Origin of the sequence: Rahnella victoriana, from assembly GCF_021276285.1 — a bacterium.
In the GTDB taxonomy this organism is placed as follows: domain Bacteria; phylum Pseudomonadota; class Gammaproteobacteria; order Enterobacterales; family Enterobacteriaceae; genus Rahnella; species Rahnella victoriana.
Map to the genome: position 1 here is coordinate 3,600,447 of NZ_CP089919.1, position 15,990 is coordinate 3,616,436.

A 15,990-nucleotide genomic window follows, 5' to 3' on the forward strand; every position below is an offset into this window, starting at 1 on the left:
TCTTTACGTGTACCAACATGATGTTTTTTTAAAAAAAATGTTCCCCCTGGGGATAAGGGGAGCAACTTTAGCGAGCAAGTTTTTGCTGATTATTTTTATGGCAAAAGAGTTTTCCATTAAAGATATCGGGGTTTACGCCTTAGTTGTTTCAGGTATTAGCTATCTAGGTTATTTATTAGGATTTGATTTTTATACATACTCATCGCGAGAAGTTGTTGTTGGAAGTCGGGAGTATAAGTCTGGAAAAATAAAGAACCAGTTTTCATTTTATTTTTCTCTGTATGTTGCAGTTATCATAATTACTACTTTTACCTATTACGCAGTTGGTTTTGAAAGTAAATATATATATTTATTTTGTGTGATACTAATTTTAGAGCACTTTTCTCAAGAAGTAATGCGCCTTTTGGTAATATTTGGAATGCCAATCTTGGCTAATATACAGTTTTTCGTTCGAGGAGGACTGTGGGCATATCTGTTTATTATCTATATGCTTTGTGGTAATAATGCTAGTCTTGAAAAACTATGGTTTTTCTGGCTTTTTGGGGATCTGCTAAGCCTGCTATTTATAGTCCCTATATTTCGCATTATTTCATTATCCTCCTATTTATCTTCTAGAGTTGACTGGAGATGGATTTTCCGAGGGCTAAAGGTTTGTATGCCATTATTATTGGCGACTTTGGCTTTAAGGGGGATATTTACGGCTGATAGGTATCTTATCAATACGTTTTCTAATAAAACAGATGTTGGTGCTTACTCCTATTTCTCTAGTTTTTCAGCTGCATTGATGGCTTTTGTCGATGCAGGTGTTGTAGTTATCTTTTACCCCAAGCTTGTTAAGTATTATAAAAATAGCGATCTCAAGAGTTTCGATGAATGCAAAAAGAAGTTTTACAAATCCGTTATTATAACTGGTTCCCTAGTCTCGGCTTGTCTAGCGATAATCGTTCCCCTTATATCATATTATCTTCACAAATCAGACTTGGTGGCACACCAGGGAGTATTTTATGTCTTACTATTGGGTGCTTTTATTTACTGTATATCATTAGTGCCGCATTTTGAGTTATACGCTAAAGGTATGGATAGACAAATAATCGTATCTACTGTGATATCGTTTTTGCTCGGCTTGGTAACAATGTCAATTCTTGGTTTTTACTTTTCTTCGTATGGTATTGCATTTGGTCAGCTAATCGCGATTACATTAATGTGCTATATTAAACATCGAATGGTAAATGCAGTTCGCTTCAGCGATAAATAATTTATTTGAGTGAAAGACAAATGGTATTTGATAATTATAAAGAAATAGCTTTTGTAGGCACTAGGCATCAACTCAATATTTTAGAAGCAATTTTGAGACAGCAAGGAAGAAAGTTAGAAGATATTGATGTTATAGTTACTATATCTGATACCAAGTTGAATGTTAAAAATGAATTACATATTCCTCCGATAGTCACAAAGGTTAGTGACCTTTATGGTATTAAAGAAAAACTAATAAATTTAATTTCCTCAATTAAATCGGAACTTGATAGCAAGTATATTTCTTATTTTAGTAATGATAACAATCTGTTAGTGCAATTAATGATTAATGATACTGATTGTGTTTTCTCTGAAATGATGGAAGATGGGCTGGGAAGTTATTTACCCAGAGTTCGTCCTTTCTGGGGGAAGAAAAACATTAAATCTTATGTTTATCATTTTTTATTGTCATTAATATTCAAGAATAAATATAAATATAACCCTCGATATTATTTTGGGCAGTACACCAGAGCTTCAAGATATTGGGCTCTTTCTGCAAACTGTTTTCCTCTCGTAACCAATGTTCAATTAATTAAACCAGAAAATTATATAAATATCATTTCCAGAGGTTCTGGCCTTCAAACAAATCAATTTCTGAAAAAAACAACAAGTGATACATTAATTTATGTTGAATCTCCTTTAGTTGAGGATCGGATTATTTCCAGGCATGACTATTTTGTATATTTAAATGAAAAGTTCGAGTCGTTTTGTGAAAAATTTGCATTGCATAAGATCTTGATAAAAACCCATCCCAGAAGCAACATGAAGGTGATGATGGAGTTGAAGCAATTTCTTTCGGAAAAAAATCCAAATTTACTTTTTGAAATTTGCGATGAATCTTTTAATTTCGAGTCGGTACTCATAAATTTAATTCAAGATAAGGTATATATTTCTTCTCTATTATCGTCATCAATTTTTTATTCAAACGTATTATTTGGCCAAAATGAACGTGTGTTTTATCTTGATGGCAGTGACTTAAATATTTTTCTTATTGATGACTTCCAAAGATTATTAAAAAGCATAGCGCCAAAAGTTCTTTTTATATAGGTTAAATATGAAAATTTTTCTGATAATAAACGCCCTCTCAAATAGTGGCGGGACCGAGAGAGTGATTTCAATGCTTGCGAATGACTGGAGCGCAGAAAATGAGGTTACTATCATTACAATGAATCGCGAAGCATCATTCTTCCCTATTAATACTAAGATCAAAGTTATTGGGCTCGATGGTGGTTTACTGTCAAATTGGCTTAGAATACGTAAAATAGTTTTTGAACAAAAACCGGATGTAATAATTAGTGCTTCTTTAAAATTATTGAATATATTTATGGGAAGCATTTATTTTACTCTCAATACAAAAAATATAATAAAAATTGCGGCGGAACATATTTCTTATCAATCTGCTGGGGTGAAGATAAATACTTTAAAAAGATTGTTTTATAAAAAATTTAATTATATCTCCGTTCTTACAGAACACGATAAAGAAATCATGAAGTCTACGTTTAAAAATGTAGTTGTCATTCAAAATCCATCGCCGTTCTCTATTGATAATGAGAATAATTCAAAAGATGGTTATGATATGAATTACAAAACAATTGCTGTTGGACGACTCACTTATCAGAAGGGTTTTGATGACCTTTTAATAATTTGGTCCCAGCTGGACAGAAAGCTTAAGGAAATTTGGTCACTTGATATTGTGGGTAATGGTGAGGATGAGCAAAATCTGAAACAACTGGCCGCAACTTTAGAAATTTCGGATAGTGTTAACTTTGTTAAGCCAACAAAAGATATTTTGTCCAATTACCGTCAAAGCAATATTTATCTTATGACATCCAGATTTGAAGGTTTGCCAATGGTTTTAATCGAAGCGAAAACTCTAGGGTTACCTTGTATCGCTTTTGATTGCCAAACTGGTCCGGCAGAAATCATCCACGACAGTGAAGATGGATTTCTTATACCTGAAGGGGACAATCAAAAATTTGTTGAGCGACTAGAACAACTAATGCGCGATCCAGTACTGCTTGATAAAATGAGCAGAACAAGTTCTAAATATGCTGAACGGTATAGTATTTCTTCAGTTAGAGAACAATGGTTTAAACTTTTTTCTGGAAGAAAGATCAATGTTTAGCATATCACTTGGATGGATGTTGATTTTTTTATTATCGTTGATTATTCCACCTAGTATAATATTTAATACTTTTGTTTTATTATATTGGTTTATTATGGTTGCTTTTATCTTCTTAAAACGAGAAAAGTATTCCTATTTTATCCTTGTCTTTATTTGGGCATTTACTTTCTCGGGTGTTTGTTGTTACTTCATTGAGTACGGAACCTATTTAACGGAGACGCAACTAAATTCCTTTCTTAGCGGTGCAACAGTTAGAAACCTATTTCTTGCGGCTACTTTCATTATTTCCTCTTATTGTACTTTTGTAAGCTTAAATAAAACTAAATTAATATCAATTCGCTTTCCTTTTGTACTAAATACTTCAGTGAAGACTGTTTTTTTAGCGATTTTTCTATTTAGCCTCGGGTGTCTAATATATATATATATTAAATATGGGACTCCTAGCAGTCATGGTGTTGACCGTTTTTATTATTGGGGTAATATAGCGCCCGAATGGGGGGGGTATGTACGATTCGTTCTTTCTCAATTATCAATATTCATTGGATACTTTTACGTCACATCTAAAAACAGATATTTCATTATATTGTTTGTCTTGAGCCTTGCTGTGCAAAGTTTAGTCGGAGAAAAATTCTCCGGACTATTTATATCAACATTATATTTCATAATTCCAATACTTTTGTTCTCTAGGAAGAGTGTTTTCCATTTTTTATTTAGATTCAAGAAAACAATTATTTTCAGTTCTTTCATCGTTTTTTTATTAATATTGAGCAGCTATGCCTCCATACGCTCCGCAGGAACAAGTGATGCTCTGGACGCGTTGAGTACGCGTATATTACTTCAAGGTCAAATGTGGTGGGCTGTAGACAGCGTAAGTGACTTAGGTAATCTAAAGAATTTGGCTATAATCATTCACCACTATTTTGGCTTCGGCACTGAATATGAAGGCCAGGGAATGTATTACCTGATGCAGCAAATCTCTCCTCCTGAGGTTTTCGAGAGATATAAAAATGCTGGTATAACATTCACTATGGCATCACCAGTCAATAATATTTACTTTTTCGGATATTACTTATCGGTTATACCCGTTTCTATTATTGGTATTTTCTGCGGATTGTCATTTTGGATGTTGTATCGGTCATTCGTTGTTAAAGATTATATATTGCTTTTTGTGGCAATGAAATTCTATTTTATGATGTTTAGGGTTGCAACAATGGGAGATACGGGCTATTTGTACTCTTACAAGACGGTTGTTTACCTGCTAGTGATAATTTTTTATTGTTTAATGTCGGGTTTTAAAAAACGCACATTCCAATAGCGTAGCATTTATTATTAAACTGAAGGTTCATAATGCAAGTTTTCATTGTGTCGCATAAAAATTATAATTTCCCTCTGGATTCGAATTACTCTCCCTTAAAAGTTGGTTTAAGCCGTCTTGATAATAACGCATCGTTTTTGCAGGACAATACAGGCGATAACATCAGTCACCTTAACTCTTCATTCTGTGAATTAACTGCCTTATATTGGATCTGGAAAAATAATCGCGATGATGAAATTGGTCTTGTCCATTATCGCCGCTATTTCAAACCAGCTACACAAGCAATAGATTTGAACGGTTCGCAAATCGCCAGCAGTGGCGATTTATCATTAGCTTTGAATGAGTCCGACATTATTGTTGCAAAGCCTAGAAACTATGTCATTGCTAATATCAAAGATCACTATCTTAAAGCACATAGTAAAGACGACCTTGACTTGTTGAGAAAGGAAATTGCTCTTCAATATCCTGATTACATATCATCTTTTGACCATGTCATGTCTGATAGTAAGCTCAGTCTCTACAATATGTTTGTTGCAAAACGTAAGGTCATTGAACCCTATTTCGAATGGGTGTTTTCAATTCTTCTGTCCTTAAAGGATAAAATACCGTACGAGACATATGACCCGTATCAGAGGCGTGTTTTCGGATTTATGGCGGAGAGACTTTTTAACGTTTGGTTGTATCATCACCGTAATGAAATAAAAATAGGGTATAGAAAAGTTGTAAATATCGAAGGAGAAAACCTTTTACTCAAAGGGGTAGGTTTTCTTAAAAGACAATACCTAGGGAAGCGATAAAATGAATATAGCATTAGTTGGAGCGGGATTATCAGGTGCGGTTATCGCGCGACAGCTCGCAGAAGCGGGACATGACTGTACAGTATTTGACTCACGTCAGCACATCGCAGGTAACTGCCATACGTATCGTGATGATAAAACCGATGTCATGCTTCATGTTTACGGACCTCATATTTTTCATACTGATGACACAGAAGTTTGGGATTATGTGAACCGGTTTGAGGAGTTCAAACCTTATGTGAACCGCGTTAAAGCTATATTTAATGACCGGGTCTATTCATTACCTGTCAATTTACAAACCATTAACCAATTTTTTGGTAAAACTCTGAGCCCGAAAGAGGCTTACGATTTTATCCGTGAACTGGCAGATAAATCGATCACTGATCCTCAGAACTTTGAAGAACAAGCTCTGAGCATGATTGGAAAAGAACTCTACGAAGCCTTCTTCAAAGGTTATACGCAAAAGCAGTGGGGTTGCAGTCCAACGGAATTACCAGCAAGTATCCTCAAACGTCTGCCATTGCGCTTCAACTATGATGATAACTACTTTAATCATAAACATCAGGGGATGCCTGCTGAAGGTTATACCCAAATGGTTGAACGTATCCTTTGCCACGAAAAAATAAATGTTCAGTTAGGTACCACTTTCGACTCATCACAAGTTAAAGACTTTGACCATGTGTTTTATTCCGGGCCTATAGATGGCTATTTTGCCTATTCAGAAGGTCGTCTTGGATATCGTACTCTTGATTTTGAACGTTTCTATGCTGATGGTGATTATCAAGGCACAGCAGTAATGAATTACTGCAATGAAGAGGTGCCTTTCACCCGCATTACTGAGCATAAATATTTTGCACCCTGGGAAAAACACGAAAAATCTGTTTGTTATCGTGAGTTTAGCCGTGCTTGTCAACCTTCGGATATTCCGTACTACCCTATCCGGTTGGTAAAGGAAAAAGCCTTGCTCAACCGTTATCTTGATATGGCAGAGGCAGAAACCAACATATCCTTCGTCGGCCGGTTAGGGACATATCGTTATCTGGATATGGATGTCACCATCAGGGAAGCGTTAAATGCGGCCTCGATTTTTATTACATCCGTAAAAGAAGGGCAGGTAGTGCCTGTCTTCTTTGTTGACCCACGCTAAATCTGATTATGTTTTTTTTGGATGAAAGTTTTTTTTCGTCCAAAAACCGGGAAACAGTCCTAATTTTATTGATTTGACTCGCAGCGCAGATGGGGAAACTGTTATCGTTATTGGCACCAAACACCTCTTTGCCGGGTCATCAACAATAGATTAAAGATCCTGAGAAAGTACGTAGCGCAGTCAGACTTGAGCGATGGGTCTATAATTATGCGTATAGTTTTGGCGACAAAAGAAAACCGGTTTGTGTGTTTCTGCAAACACAAGTAGGATGCACAAGATTCTGATTTCATAACTAACTGATTTTTAAAATCTATTGGTTTCAAGGAGTATCTTTTACAATGTTGAAAGCTGTTATCCCTGTTGCCGGCCTTGGTACGCGTATGCTGCCAGCCACTAAAGCGATTCCAAAAGAAATGTTGCCTATCGTTGATAAGCCATTGATTCAGTACATCGTTAACGAATGTGCTGCAGCGGGAATCAAAGAAATCATTCTTGTTACACACTCCTCCAAGAACGCAATTGAAAACCACTTCGATACCTCCTTCGAACTGGAAAGCATGCTAGAAACACGCGTTAAACGCCAGTTGCTGGAAGAAGTGCAATCTATCTGTCCTAAAGGTGTGACGATCATGAACGTTCGTCAGGGGCAGTCAAAAGGCCTGGGTCATGCTGTCCTGTGTGCGAAACCTTTAATCGGTAATTCGCCGTTCGCTGTCATCCTGCCTGACGTTCTGATGGATGAAGCATCCAGTGACCTGCGCAAAGACAATCTTGCCGCCATGCTTCGCCGCTTCAAAGAAACAGGCAACAGCCAGGTTATGGTTGAAGAAGTGCCTGAGAAAGACGTGTCTAAATACGGTGTAGTTGATGTGAATGGCGCTGAGGTTGAACCTGGCGAAAGTGCACCCATGACAGCGATTGTTGAGAAGCCTGAGCTGAAAGATGCGCCTTCCAACCTCGCCGTAGTTGGCCGTTACGTTCTGTCTGAAGCTATCTGGCCTCTGCTGGCTATCACACCTTACGGTGCAGGTAACGAAATTCAGCTGACAGATGCCATTGCTATGCTGATGAAAAAGCAAACCGTTGAAGCTTTCTCAATGACCGGGCGTTCACATGACTGTGGCGATAAACTGGGTTACATGAAAGCCTTTGTAGAGTACGGTCTGCGCCATCCAACTCAGGGTGAGGCTTTCTCTGAATGGCTGCAATCTAACTACGACTGCAAAGCATAAATAATGTCAGGCAAGATGTAGTTGAAGAATAAAACCGGGACCCCATGGGGCCCGGTTTTTTGTTTTAACAAAGCTCTTTTTAACCTGCATTTCTGCGATGTTACCGGTAAAGTGAAATCCGTTAGTGAGAATGGAAAGCAGCCAGCCACTGCCCCCGGGATCAGAATATTGTTATGGCTGCAATAGGTTCACCCTTTGCCATTCTCATGTACAATGCTTGTGTTCATTTGTATGGCTCAGTGCAGTTAAACTCACTGTTTACAGGGGTTTAGACTAAAATCTGGGCGATCAACTAATTCAGACAGGAGTTGCTAATGTCCAAACAACAGATCGGCGTAGTCGGTATGGCGGTAATGGGCCGTAACCTCGCGCTTAACATCGAAAGCCGTGGTTATTCCGTATCCATTTTTAACCGTTCCGGCGACAAGACTGATGAAGTCATCGCTGAAAATCCGGGTAAAAATCTGGTTCCGCACTACACCGTTGAAGAGTTTGTTGACTCGCTGGAAAAACCTCGTCGTATCTTGCTGATGGTGAAAGCCGGTGAAGCAACTGATAAAACCATCGCATCCCTGACTCCGCACCTGGATAAAGGCGACATCCTGATCGATGGCGGCAACACCTATTATAAAGACACCATTCGTCGTAACCGCGAACTGTCTGAACAAGGTTTCAACTTCATCGGTACCGGTGTTTCTGGTGGTGAAGAGGGCGCACTGAAAGGCCCATCCATCATGCCTGGCGGTCAGAAAGAAGCTTATGCACTGGTTGCACCGATCCTTGAGAAAATCGCAGCTCGTGCAGAAGATGGCGACGCTTGCGTGGCTTACATCGGGGCGGATGGCGCAGGTCACTACGTCAAGATGGTTCACAACGGCATCGAATACGGCGACATGCAGCTGATCGCAGAAGCCTATTCCCTGTTGAAACAGTCTCTGAACCTGAGCAACGAAGAGCTGGCTACCACCTTCGCTGACTGGAACAAAGGCGAGCTGAGCAGCTACCTGATCGACATCACCAAAGATATCTTCACCAAGAAAGATGAAGAAGGTAAATATCTGGTTGATGTGATCCTGGATGAAGCGGCGAACAAAGGCACCGGTAAATGGACCAGCCAGAGCTCACTGGATCTGGGTGAGCCACTGACCCTGATCACCGAGTCTGTTTTTGCCCGTTACCTGTCATCTCTGAAAGATCAGCGCGTCGCTGCTTCGAAAGTATTGTCTGGCCCGGCTGTTAAACCTTTCGCGGGTGACAAAGCTGAGTTCATTGAGAAAGTTCGTCGTGCACTGTATCTGGGTAAACTGGTCTCTTACGCACAAGGCTTCTCACAGCTTAAAGCAGCGTCAGACGAGAATAACTGGGACCTGAACTACGGTGAAATCGCGAAGATCTTCCGTGCTGGTTGTATCATCCGCGCTCAGTTCCTGCAGAAAATTACCGATGCCTACGCTGAGAATGCGTCTATCGCTAACCTGCTGCTGGCCCCGTACTTCAAAAATATCGCTGACGAATATCAGCAAGCGCTGCGTGATGTGGTGTCTTATGCCGTTCAGAACGGTATCCCGACACCAACCTTCTCTGCTGCGATCAACTACTATGACAGCTATCGTTCTGCGGTTCTGCCAGCCAACCTGATCCAGGCACAGCGTGACTATTTCGGTGCGCATACTTACAAACGCACTGACAAAGACGGCGTATTCCACACAGAATGGTTGGATTAATGCCCTGACCGGCGCGCACTTAGCGTGCCGGTTTTTAAGTCCGATACAAAAAAGCCGCCAATGCATCAGCAAAGGCGGCTTTTTTACGTCCGTAATCTGACGTTATTTCTTATGACGCTGACGCAGATTATCGATCACTGCACTGAGGTTCAGATCCTGATCCTGCAGTAATACCAGCAGGTGATAGACCAGATCTGAAGCTTCGTTTTTCAGTTCAAAACGGTCATTGACGGTAGCAGCCAGCGCGGTTTCCACGCCTTCTTCACCGACTTTTTGCGCGATGCGTTTGGTGCCACTGGCATACAGTTTGGCGGTATACGAGCTTTCCGGGTCGGCGGTTTTACGCGAGGCCAGCAGTTCTTCCAGCTGATATAAGAACGCCCAGTCGGTTTCGGCAGGGTGGAAGCAGCTGTTGTTGCCTTTGTGGCAGGTCGGTCCGACCGGATTGACCAGCACCAGCAAGGTATCGTTATCACAATCAGGCGTGATGCTGACGACGTTCAGGTAGTTTTCCGACGTTTCCCCTTTGGTCCACAGACGCGCTTTGGTGCGTGAATAGAATGTCACTTTACCGAAAGATTGGGTGACGCTCAGCGCTTCCTGGTTCATGTAACCAAGCATCAGCACTTCACCGGATACCGCGTGCTGGATGATGGCCGGCATCAGGTTGTCCACTTTTTCCCAGTCGAGCTGGTCGATTTGTTCACCGGTCAGCAGACCGGTTTTTCCTTCCTGATTACTCACAAGCGGATCTCCACGCCATTTTCGGCTAAATAGCTTTTCAGCTCGCCAATATTGATAATTTGTTTGTGGAACACGGAGGCGGCCAGTGCGCCGTCGACCCGCGCTTCGCGGAATGCATCGAGGAAATGCGGCATGGTGCCTGCGCCCCCCGAGGCGATCAGCGGAACATGACAGACTTCGCGGATCATCTTCAGTTGCTCAAGATCGTAACCGTTACGCACGCCGTCCTGATTCATCATGTTCAGCACTATTTCACCGGCGCCACGTTCCTGCACTTCTTTCACCCAGTCGATGGTCTGCCAGGTGGTGATTTTAGTGCGGGCCTCGTCGCCGGTAAACTGATGAACCTGATAAGTGCCGCTTTCGGCATCATGCCAGGTATCAATGCCCACCACGATACACTGTACACCATAGCGGTCGGCGAGACGGGTGATCAGTGTCGGATCCGCCAGTGCAGGGGAGTTAATGGAAATCTTGTCTGCGCCAAACTGCAAAATCTGGCTGGCGTCTTCAAGGCTTTTAATCCCGCCCGCCACACAGAAGGGGATATCAATGACTTCAGCCACACGCGAGACCCAGCTTTTATCCACCACGCGGCCATCGCTTGACGCGGTAATGTCGTAGAACACCAGTTCGTCGGCGCCTTCCTGCGCATAACGCTGTGCCAGCGGCACGATGTCACCGATGATCTCGTGATTGCGGAACTGTACGCCTTTGACGACCTGGCCGTCTTTAACGTCGAGGCAGGGGATTATCCGTTTTGCCAGCATGAAATTGCCTCCGTCACATTAAATTTACCGTCGAGCAATGCACGCCCGACAATCACGCCTTCCACGCCGCTGTCACGCAATTGCGCGATATCTTCCAGCGAGCCGATACCGCCGGAAGCCTGAAACGCTACCTGTGGATAACGGGCGGTCACTTCGCGATACAGTTCGACGTTGGAACCGGCCAGCGTACCGTCGCGGGAAATGTCCGTGCACAGCACATGTTTGAGACCGAACGGCAGATACTGTTCGACCACCTGTTCCAGCGTGGCATTGGAGTTTTCCTGCCAGCCGCTGATGGCGACATTTTTCGTGCCTTCAGCATCGATACGCACATCCAGCGCCAGCACCAGTGCGTCTGCGCCAAAACGGCTGAACCAGCCCTGCACGGTCGCCGGGTCTTTCACGGCAGTGGAACCGACGACGACGCGGGTCGCACCGGCATTCAGCAGGGCTTCTACATCCTGCTCACTGCGGATACCGCCACCTACCTGAACCGGCACAGAAACACCGGCCAGTAACGTGGTCAGTAACGGGATCTGGCGGGCGGCCGGATCCTTTGCACCGGTTAAATCGACAAGGTGCAGAACCTGCGCGCCTTGCTGCTGATAATCCTGTAAACGCGGCAGCGGATCATTGCCGTAGTCGCGTTGCTGACCGTAATCGCCCTGATGCAAACGCACCACGCTGCCTTCGATCAAATCCAAAGCGGGAATAATCATGCTGTTTACATCTCCAGAAAGTTTTTCAGCAACTGTGCGCCAGCGGCACCGGAACGCTCGGGATGAAACTGCACGCCGAAGAAGTTGTCTTTTTGAACGGCGGCGCTGAAGGGCTCGCCGTAAAGTGTCTGTGCGACCGTATTTTCGCATACCGGCATGGCAAATCCGTGGACGAAATAGAAGTAAGCATTTTCATCAATGCCGCGGAATAAATGGCTGTCGGCGTTGGCGATGACCTGATTCCAGCCCATATGCGGCAGAGGTAAACCCAGATCCTGCATACGCTGGACCGGCGTATCGATAATGCCCAGCGTATCGATGCCGCCATTTTCTTCACTCGACGACGCCAGCAACTGCATACCCAGACAAATCCCCAGCACCGGCTGGGTGCAGGCTTTGATCAGATCAATCAGCTCGCGTTGCTCAAGTTGTTCCATCGCGGCCTGAGCCGTGCCCACGCCCGGCAAAAATAACTTATCCGCCTGCAACACAATCTCCGGCTCACGACTTACCGTCGGCTCATAACCCAGACGCTGAACCGCATATTTAACGGAAGAGAGGTTGGCGCAGCCGGTATCAAGGATAACGACATTCATCACAGCACTCCTTTCGAGCTCGGCAGGGTGTTGCCATCGACGCGGATCGCCTGACGCAGCGTGCGTCCGAAAGCTTTGAACAGGCTTTCAACACGGTGGTGATCGTTTTTGCCCTTGGTTCGCAAGTGCAGGGTACAGGCCATCGCGTAAGACAGGGAACGGAAGAAGTGTTCAACCATTTCTGTGCTCAGATCACCGACGCGCTGATAGTTAAATTCCGCTTTGTATTCGAGGTGCGGACGCCCGGAGATATCCAGCGCGCAACGGGCCAGACATTCATCCATTGGCAGCACGAAGCCGAAACGGCCGATGCCGCGTTTATCGCCCAGCGCCTTATTCAGGGCTTCGCCCAGCGCCAGCGCGGTATCTTCTACTGTGTGGTGATCGTCGATATAAAGATCGCCTTTCACTTCGATGTTCATGCGAAAACCGCCGTGTGTGGCGATCTGATCGAGCATGTGGTCAAAGAAGCCGACGCCGGTGCGGATTTTGCTTTCGCCTTCGCGATCCAGCCAGACATCGACATCAATCGCCGTTTCGCGGGTAACGCGGTTCACTTTTGCGTGACGGTCACGTTTGGTCAGCTGTTCCGCAATGCTGGCCCAGTTCAGCGTATCGCGCTGATAACGCAGCCCGGCGATACCCATATTGGCGGCGAGCTGGATATCGGTATCCCGGTCACCAATCACGTAGCTGTTTGCCGTGTCCAGCACGCCGCTTTCCAGATAGCCCGCCACCAGTTTGGTTTTCGGTTTACGGCAATCACAGTGATCGGCTGGCAGGTGCGGACAAATCAGCACGTCATCAAAAACGATGCCCTGAGACGTCAGGATCTGCATCATCAGGTTGTGCGGCGGGTCGAAAGTGTCCTGCGGGAAACTGGCGGTGCCCAGCCCGTCCTGATTGGTGATCATCACCAGTTTAAAGCCTGCATTCTGCAAGGCTAACAGGGCCGGAATGACGCCCGGCTCGAGGGCCAGTTTGTCCAGACGATCGACCTGGAAATCTTCCGGCGGCTCAGAAATCAGGGTACCGTCGCGGTCGATAAACAGTGTTTTTTGCAATAACGGACTCTGGCTCACATGTGCTCCTTGCGGGGGCTATTTTGATTATCATTAAGGGTCGTGGCGATGGCGCCCGGTAACGGTTGCAGCGCAGTGATCACACGTTGCAGCTCTTCCCGTGTACCGATAGTAATACGCAGGCAGCCGGAAAGCCCCGGTTGCTTGTTCTGGTCACGCAGGATAATGCCCTGATCCCAGAGGTTTTTAAAGACGGCGCTGGATGCGCTGAAGCGGGCGAGCACATAGTTGGTGTCGCTGGCGAAGGCTTCTTCGACACAGGCGCATTGTTCCAACTCTGCGATCAACCATTCGCGGTTGTTCGTGACTTCCGCCACGCGCTGACGCATCACGGCCAGTCCTTCCGGGCTGAGTGCCTGTGCGGCAATATCCGCGACCGGAGTGGATAAAGGATAAGGCGCGATCACCTTCATTAATAAACCAATCAGCTCGCTGTTCGCCAGCGTGAACCCGCAACGCAAACCGGCCAGCGCGAAGGCTTTAGACAGCGTGCGCAGAACGGCCAGATGCGGATATTCCTGCAACCAGCCGGACACCGTCGCCTGCGGGCAGAATTCAATATAGGCCTCGTCGACGGCGACAATGGCGCGACCGCGGGTCATCTCCAGCACGGCACGGATTTCATCCGGATCGATGATATTGCCGGTCGGGTTATTCGGACTGCACACGTAAACCAGTTTCACGCCATCCAGTGCGGCTTCAATCGCCGGAAGATCCAGAGACCAGTCCGCTTTCGCGGCAACGGTGCGGCCTTCCACGCCGATGGTTTCGGCGCTGACGCTGTACATGCCGTACGTCGGCGGGCAATAAAGGATGGCGTCTTTGCCCGGCTCGCAGAACGCGCGGATCAGCAGTTCAATGCCTTCATCTGCGCCACGGCTGACCAGAACCTGTTCCGGATCGACACCGGCGTAGGCCGCGTAACGGTTGATGACCAGCGCAGGCTGACATTCCGGATAGCGGTTAAAGGTCTGTTGCGTAAGTTCGAACTGGGGTGCCAGGGCATATTCGTTGGCATTCAGCCAGACATCACCGTTGCCGCCGAGACGGCGTGCGGACTGATAAGGTGTCAGTTCCTGCACATTCTTACGTGCCAGCGCCTGAACGCTGAGGTTTTTTGCATCGCTCATCAACGTTGCTCCTTTAAAGCATTCACGCGCAAAGTTACGGCATTTTTGTGTGCGGTCAGTTGCTCTGCCTGTGCCAGCGTTTCAATGGTGTTGGCCAGACCCAGCAAACCTTCCGGTGTTAACTGCTGAACGGTCATACGTTTCTGGAAATCCGCCAGACCCAGGCTTGAACAGGTCGCGGTATAACCGTATGTCGGCAGAACGTGGTTGGTGCCGGAGGCGTAATCCCCCGCCGATTCCGGTGACCAGTCACCGAGAAAGACCGAACCGGCGCTGGTGATGCTGTCTACTAACTGCTCCGGCTCGCGGGTTTGCAGAATCAGGTGTTCCGGGCCATACGCATTGCTGATTTCGATACATTGCGCGATGTCCTTCGCCACAATCAGTCGGCTGCTTGCCAGCGCCTGACGGGCAATCTCACTGCGGGATAATGTCTGCAACTGGCGCTCGACGGCTTCGCCGACCGCCTGAGCCATTTTCAGATCCGGCGTCAGTAAAATAACCTGCGAATCCGGGCCGTGTTCTGCCTGCGAAAGTAAATCAGATGCCACAAAGTCAGGCGTCGCGCCGCTGTCGGCGATCACCAGCACTTCCGACGGACCGGCAGGCATGTCGATCGCCGCGCCATCAAGACTCTGGCTGACCTGACGTTTCGCTTCCGTCACGTACGCATTACCCGGTCCGAAGATTTTCGCCACGCGCGGTACGGTTTCAGTGCCGAAGGCCAGAGCGGCAATCGCCTGCGCGCCGCCGAGCTGATACACCTCTTCCACACCGCAAAGTTGCGCGGCATACAGAATTTCATCGGCGATCGGTGGCGGTGAACACAGCACCACTTTCTGACATCCGGCGATGCGTGCCGGGGTGGCCAGCATTAATACGGTTGACACCAGCGGTGCTGAACCACCCGGAATATACAGCCCGACGGACTGAATAGGGCGGGTGAGCTGCTGACAGCGGACGCCCGGCTGGGTTTCAATATCCACCACCGCCAGTTTTTGTGCCTGATGGAACGTGTCGATGTTACGCACTGCGTGCGCCATCGCCTGTTTCACCTCTTCACCTAAACGCGCTGACGCGGCCCCGATTTGCTGTGCGGTGACACGCAGATCCTGAACGTCAGTCTTATCAAAGCGGGCGCAGAATTCGCGCAGCGCACTGTCACCTTCACTGCGCACGCGGCGCAGAATTTCACTGACAGATTCGGTAATACGATCAGAGGCTGACATCGCCGGGCGGGTCAGCAGGTCGCGACGTTGTTGTTCATCGCATTGTTGCCAGTCAATCGGGGTGGTGAACGCGTCAGGCTTCATGGC

The 15,990-nt window shown here is 45.9% G+C and carries 15 protein-coding genes; 8 read left to right on the forward strand and 7 right to left on the reverse strand.

What is annotated here, in order from left to right:
• The first annotated feature begins 7 nt into the window (after nt 1–7).
• The 8 genes from J9880_RS16660 to gndA all read left to right on the forward strand — a co-directional run bounded on the left by J9880_RS16660 (nt 8) and on the right by gndA (nt 9,633).
• On the forward strand, nt 8–1,255 hold the full coding sequence (locus tag J9880_RS16660; protein ID WP_232769643.1) for a lipopolysaccharide biosynthesis protein: 1,248 nt from the start codon (nt 8–10) through the stop codon (nt 1,253–1,255).
• 20 nt (nt 1,256–1,275) lie between these two features.
• Complete coding sequence (locus J9880_RS16665) at nt 1,276–2,340, forward strand: alpha-2,8-polysialyltransferase family protein (protein WP_232769644.1); 1,065 nt, start codon at nt 1,276–1,278, stop codon at nt 2,338–2,340.
• A 7-nt stretch (nt 2,341–2,347) separates the two neighbouring features.
• A complete protein-coding gene (locus J9880_RS16670) occupies nt 2,348–3,418 on the forward strand; it encodes a glycosyltransferase family 4 protein (RefSeq protein WP_232769645.1) in 1,071 nt (356 codons plus the stop codon).
• A 604-nt stretch (nt 3,419–4,022) separates the two neighbouring features.
• On the forward strand, nt 4,023–4,733 hold the full coding sequence (locus J9880_RS16675; RefSeq protein WP_232769646.1) for a DUF6418 domain-containing protein: 711 nt from the start codon (nt 4,023–4,025) through the stop codon (nt 4,731–4,733).
• A gap of 32 nt (nt 4,734–4,765) precedes the next feature.
• Entirely contained in the window at nt 4,766–5,530 is a 765-nt protein-coding gene (locus J9880_RS16680; RefSeq protein WP_232769647.1) for a DUF4422 domain-containing protein, read from the forward strand.
• Between the two features lies 1 nt (nt 5,531).
• Nucleotides 5,532–6,677 (forward strand): UDP-galactopyranose mutase, encoded by a 1,146-nt coding sequence (glf, locus tag J9880_RS16685; RefSeq protein ID WP_119822382.1) that lies wholly within the window; start codon nt 5,532–5,534, stop codon nt 6,675–6,677.
• 338 nt (nt 6,678–7,015) lie between these two features.
• Complete coding sequence (gene galU, locus J9880_RS16690; RefSeq protein ID WP_119822383.1) at nt 7,016–7,909, forward strand: UTP--glucose-1-phosphate uridylyltransferase GalU; 894 nt, start codon at nt 7,016–7,018, stop codon at nt 7,907–7,909.
• 314 nt (nt 7,910–8,223) lie between these two features.
• On the forward strand, nt 8,224–9,633 hold the full coding sequence (gene gndA, locus J9880_RS16695) for an NADP-dependent phosphogluconate dehydrogenase (protein WP_095922354.1): 1,410 nt from the start codon (nt 8,224–8,226) through the stop codon (nt 9,631–9,633).
• A gap of 102 nt (nt 9,634–9,735) precedes the next feature.
• Here the strand turns inward: gndA and hisIE are convergent, their stop codons facing one another.
• Genes hisIE through hisD form a run of 7 tightly spaced genes read right to left on the reverse strand, consistent with a single transcriptional unit; the run spans nt 9,736 to nt 15,987 of the window.
• Nucleotides 9,736–10,350, reverse strand: coding sequence for a bifunctional phosphoribosyl-AMP cyclohydrolase/phosphoribosyl-ATP diphosphatase HisIE (gene hisIE, locus J9880_RS16700; protein ID WP_232770484.1), 615 nt, complete (start codon nt 10,348–10,350; stop codon nt 9,736–9,738).
• A 23-nt stretch (nt 10,351–10,373) separates the two neighbouring features.
• Nucleotides 10,374–11,147 carry an imidazole glycerol phosphate synthase subunit HisF gene (gene hisF / locus J9880_RS16705; RefSeq protein WP_095922350.1) on the reverse strand — a complete coding sequence of 258 codons (774 nt, stop codon included), beginning with the start codon at nt 11,145–11,147 and terminating at the stop codon, nt 10,374–10,376.
• Entirely contained in the window at nt 11,129–11,866 is a 738-nt protein-coding gene (hisA, locus tag J9880_RS16710) for a 1-(5-phosphoribosyl)-5-[(5-phosphoribosylamino)methylideneamino]imidazole-4-carboxamide isomerase (protein WP_095922349.1), read from the reverse strand. The genes hisF and hisA overlap by 19 nt, the downstream gene beginning before the upstream one ends.
• A 5-nt stretch (nt 11,867–11,871) precedes the next feature.
• Nucleotides 11,872–12,462 carry an imidazole glycerol phosphate synthase subunit HisH gene (gene hisH, locus J9880_RS16715; protein WP_095922348.1) on the reverse strand — a complete coding sequence of 197 codons (591 nt, stop codon included), beginning with the start codon at nt 12,460–12,462 and terminating at the stop codon, nt 11,872–11,874.
• Entirely contained in the window at nt 12,462–13,526 is a 1,065-nt protein-coding gene (gene hisB, locus J9880_RS16720) for a bifunctional histidinol-phosphatase/imidazoleglycerol-phosphate dehydratase HisB (protein WP_229921109.1), read from the reverse strand. The genes hisH and hisB overlap by 1 nt, the downstream gene beginning before the upstream one ends.
• A 14-nt stretch (nt 13,527–13,540) precedes the next feature.
• The gene (gene hisC, locus J9880_RS16725) at nt 13,541–14,674 is read right to left on the reverse strand and encodes a histidinol-phosphate transaminase (RefSeq protein ID WP_232769648.1); all 1,134 of its coding nucleotides are present in this window, start codon (nt 14,672–14,674) and stop codon (nt 13,541–13,543) included.
• Nucleotides 14,674–15,987, reverse strand: a complete 1,314-nt coding sequence (gene hisD / locus J9880_RS16730; RefSeq protein ID WP_095922345.1) for a histidinol dehydrogenase — start codon at nt 15,985–15,987, stop codon at nt 14,674–14,676. Before hisD ends, hisC begins: the two co-directional genes overlap by 1 nt.
• Nucleotides 15,988–15,990: the final 3 nt, after the last annotated feature.

Coding starts and splice junctions, on each gene's coding strand:
- J9880_RS16665 (WP_232769644.1), top strand. CDS start 1,276: ATGGTATTTGATAATTATAAAGAAATAGCTTTTGTAGGCACTAGGCAT.
- glf (WP_119822382.1), top strand. CDS start 5,532: ATGAATATAGCATTAGTTGGAGCGGGATTATCAGGTGCGGTTATCGCG.
- gndA (WP_095922354.1), top strand. CDS start 8,224: ATGTCCAAACAACAGATCGGCGTAGTCGGTATGGCGGTAATGGGCCGT.
- hisC (WP_232769648.1), bottom strand. CDS start 14,674: ATGAGCGATGCAAAAAACCTCAGCGTTCAGGCGCTGGCACGTAAGAAT.
- hisD (WP_095922345.1), bottom strand. CDS start 15,987: ATGAAGCCTGACGCGTTCACCACCCCGATTGACTGGCAACAATGCGAT.
- galU (WP_119822383.1), top strand. CDS start 7,016: ATGTTGAAAGCTGTTATCCCTGTTGCCGGCCTTGGTACGCGTATGCTG.
- J9880_RS16670 (WP_232769645.1), top strand. CDS start 2,348: ATGAAAATTTTTCTGATAATAAACGCCCTCTCAAATAGTGGCGGGACC.
- hisF (WP_095922350.1), bottom strand. CDS start 11,147: ATGCTGGCAAAACGGATAATCCCCTGCCTCGACGTTAAAGACGGCCAG.
- J9880_RS16680 (WP_232769647.1), top strand. CDS start 4,766: ATGCAAGTTTTCATTGTGTCGCATAAAAATTATAATTTCCCTCTGGAT.
- hisH (WP_095922348.1), bottom strand. CDS start 12,462: ATGAATGTCGTTATCCTTGATACCGGCTGCGCCAACCTCTCTTCCGTT.
- hisA (WP_095922349.1), bottom strand. CDS start 11,866: ATGATTATTCCCGCTTTGGATTTGATCGAAGGCAGCGTGGTGCGTTTG.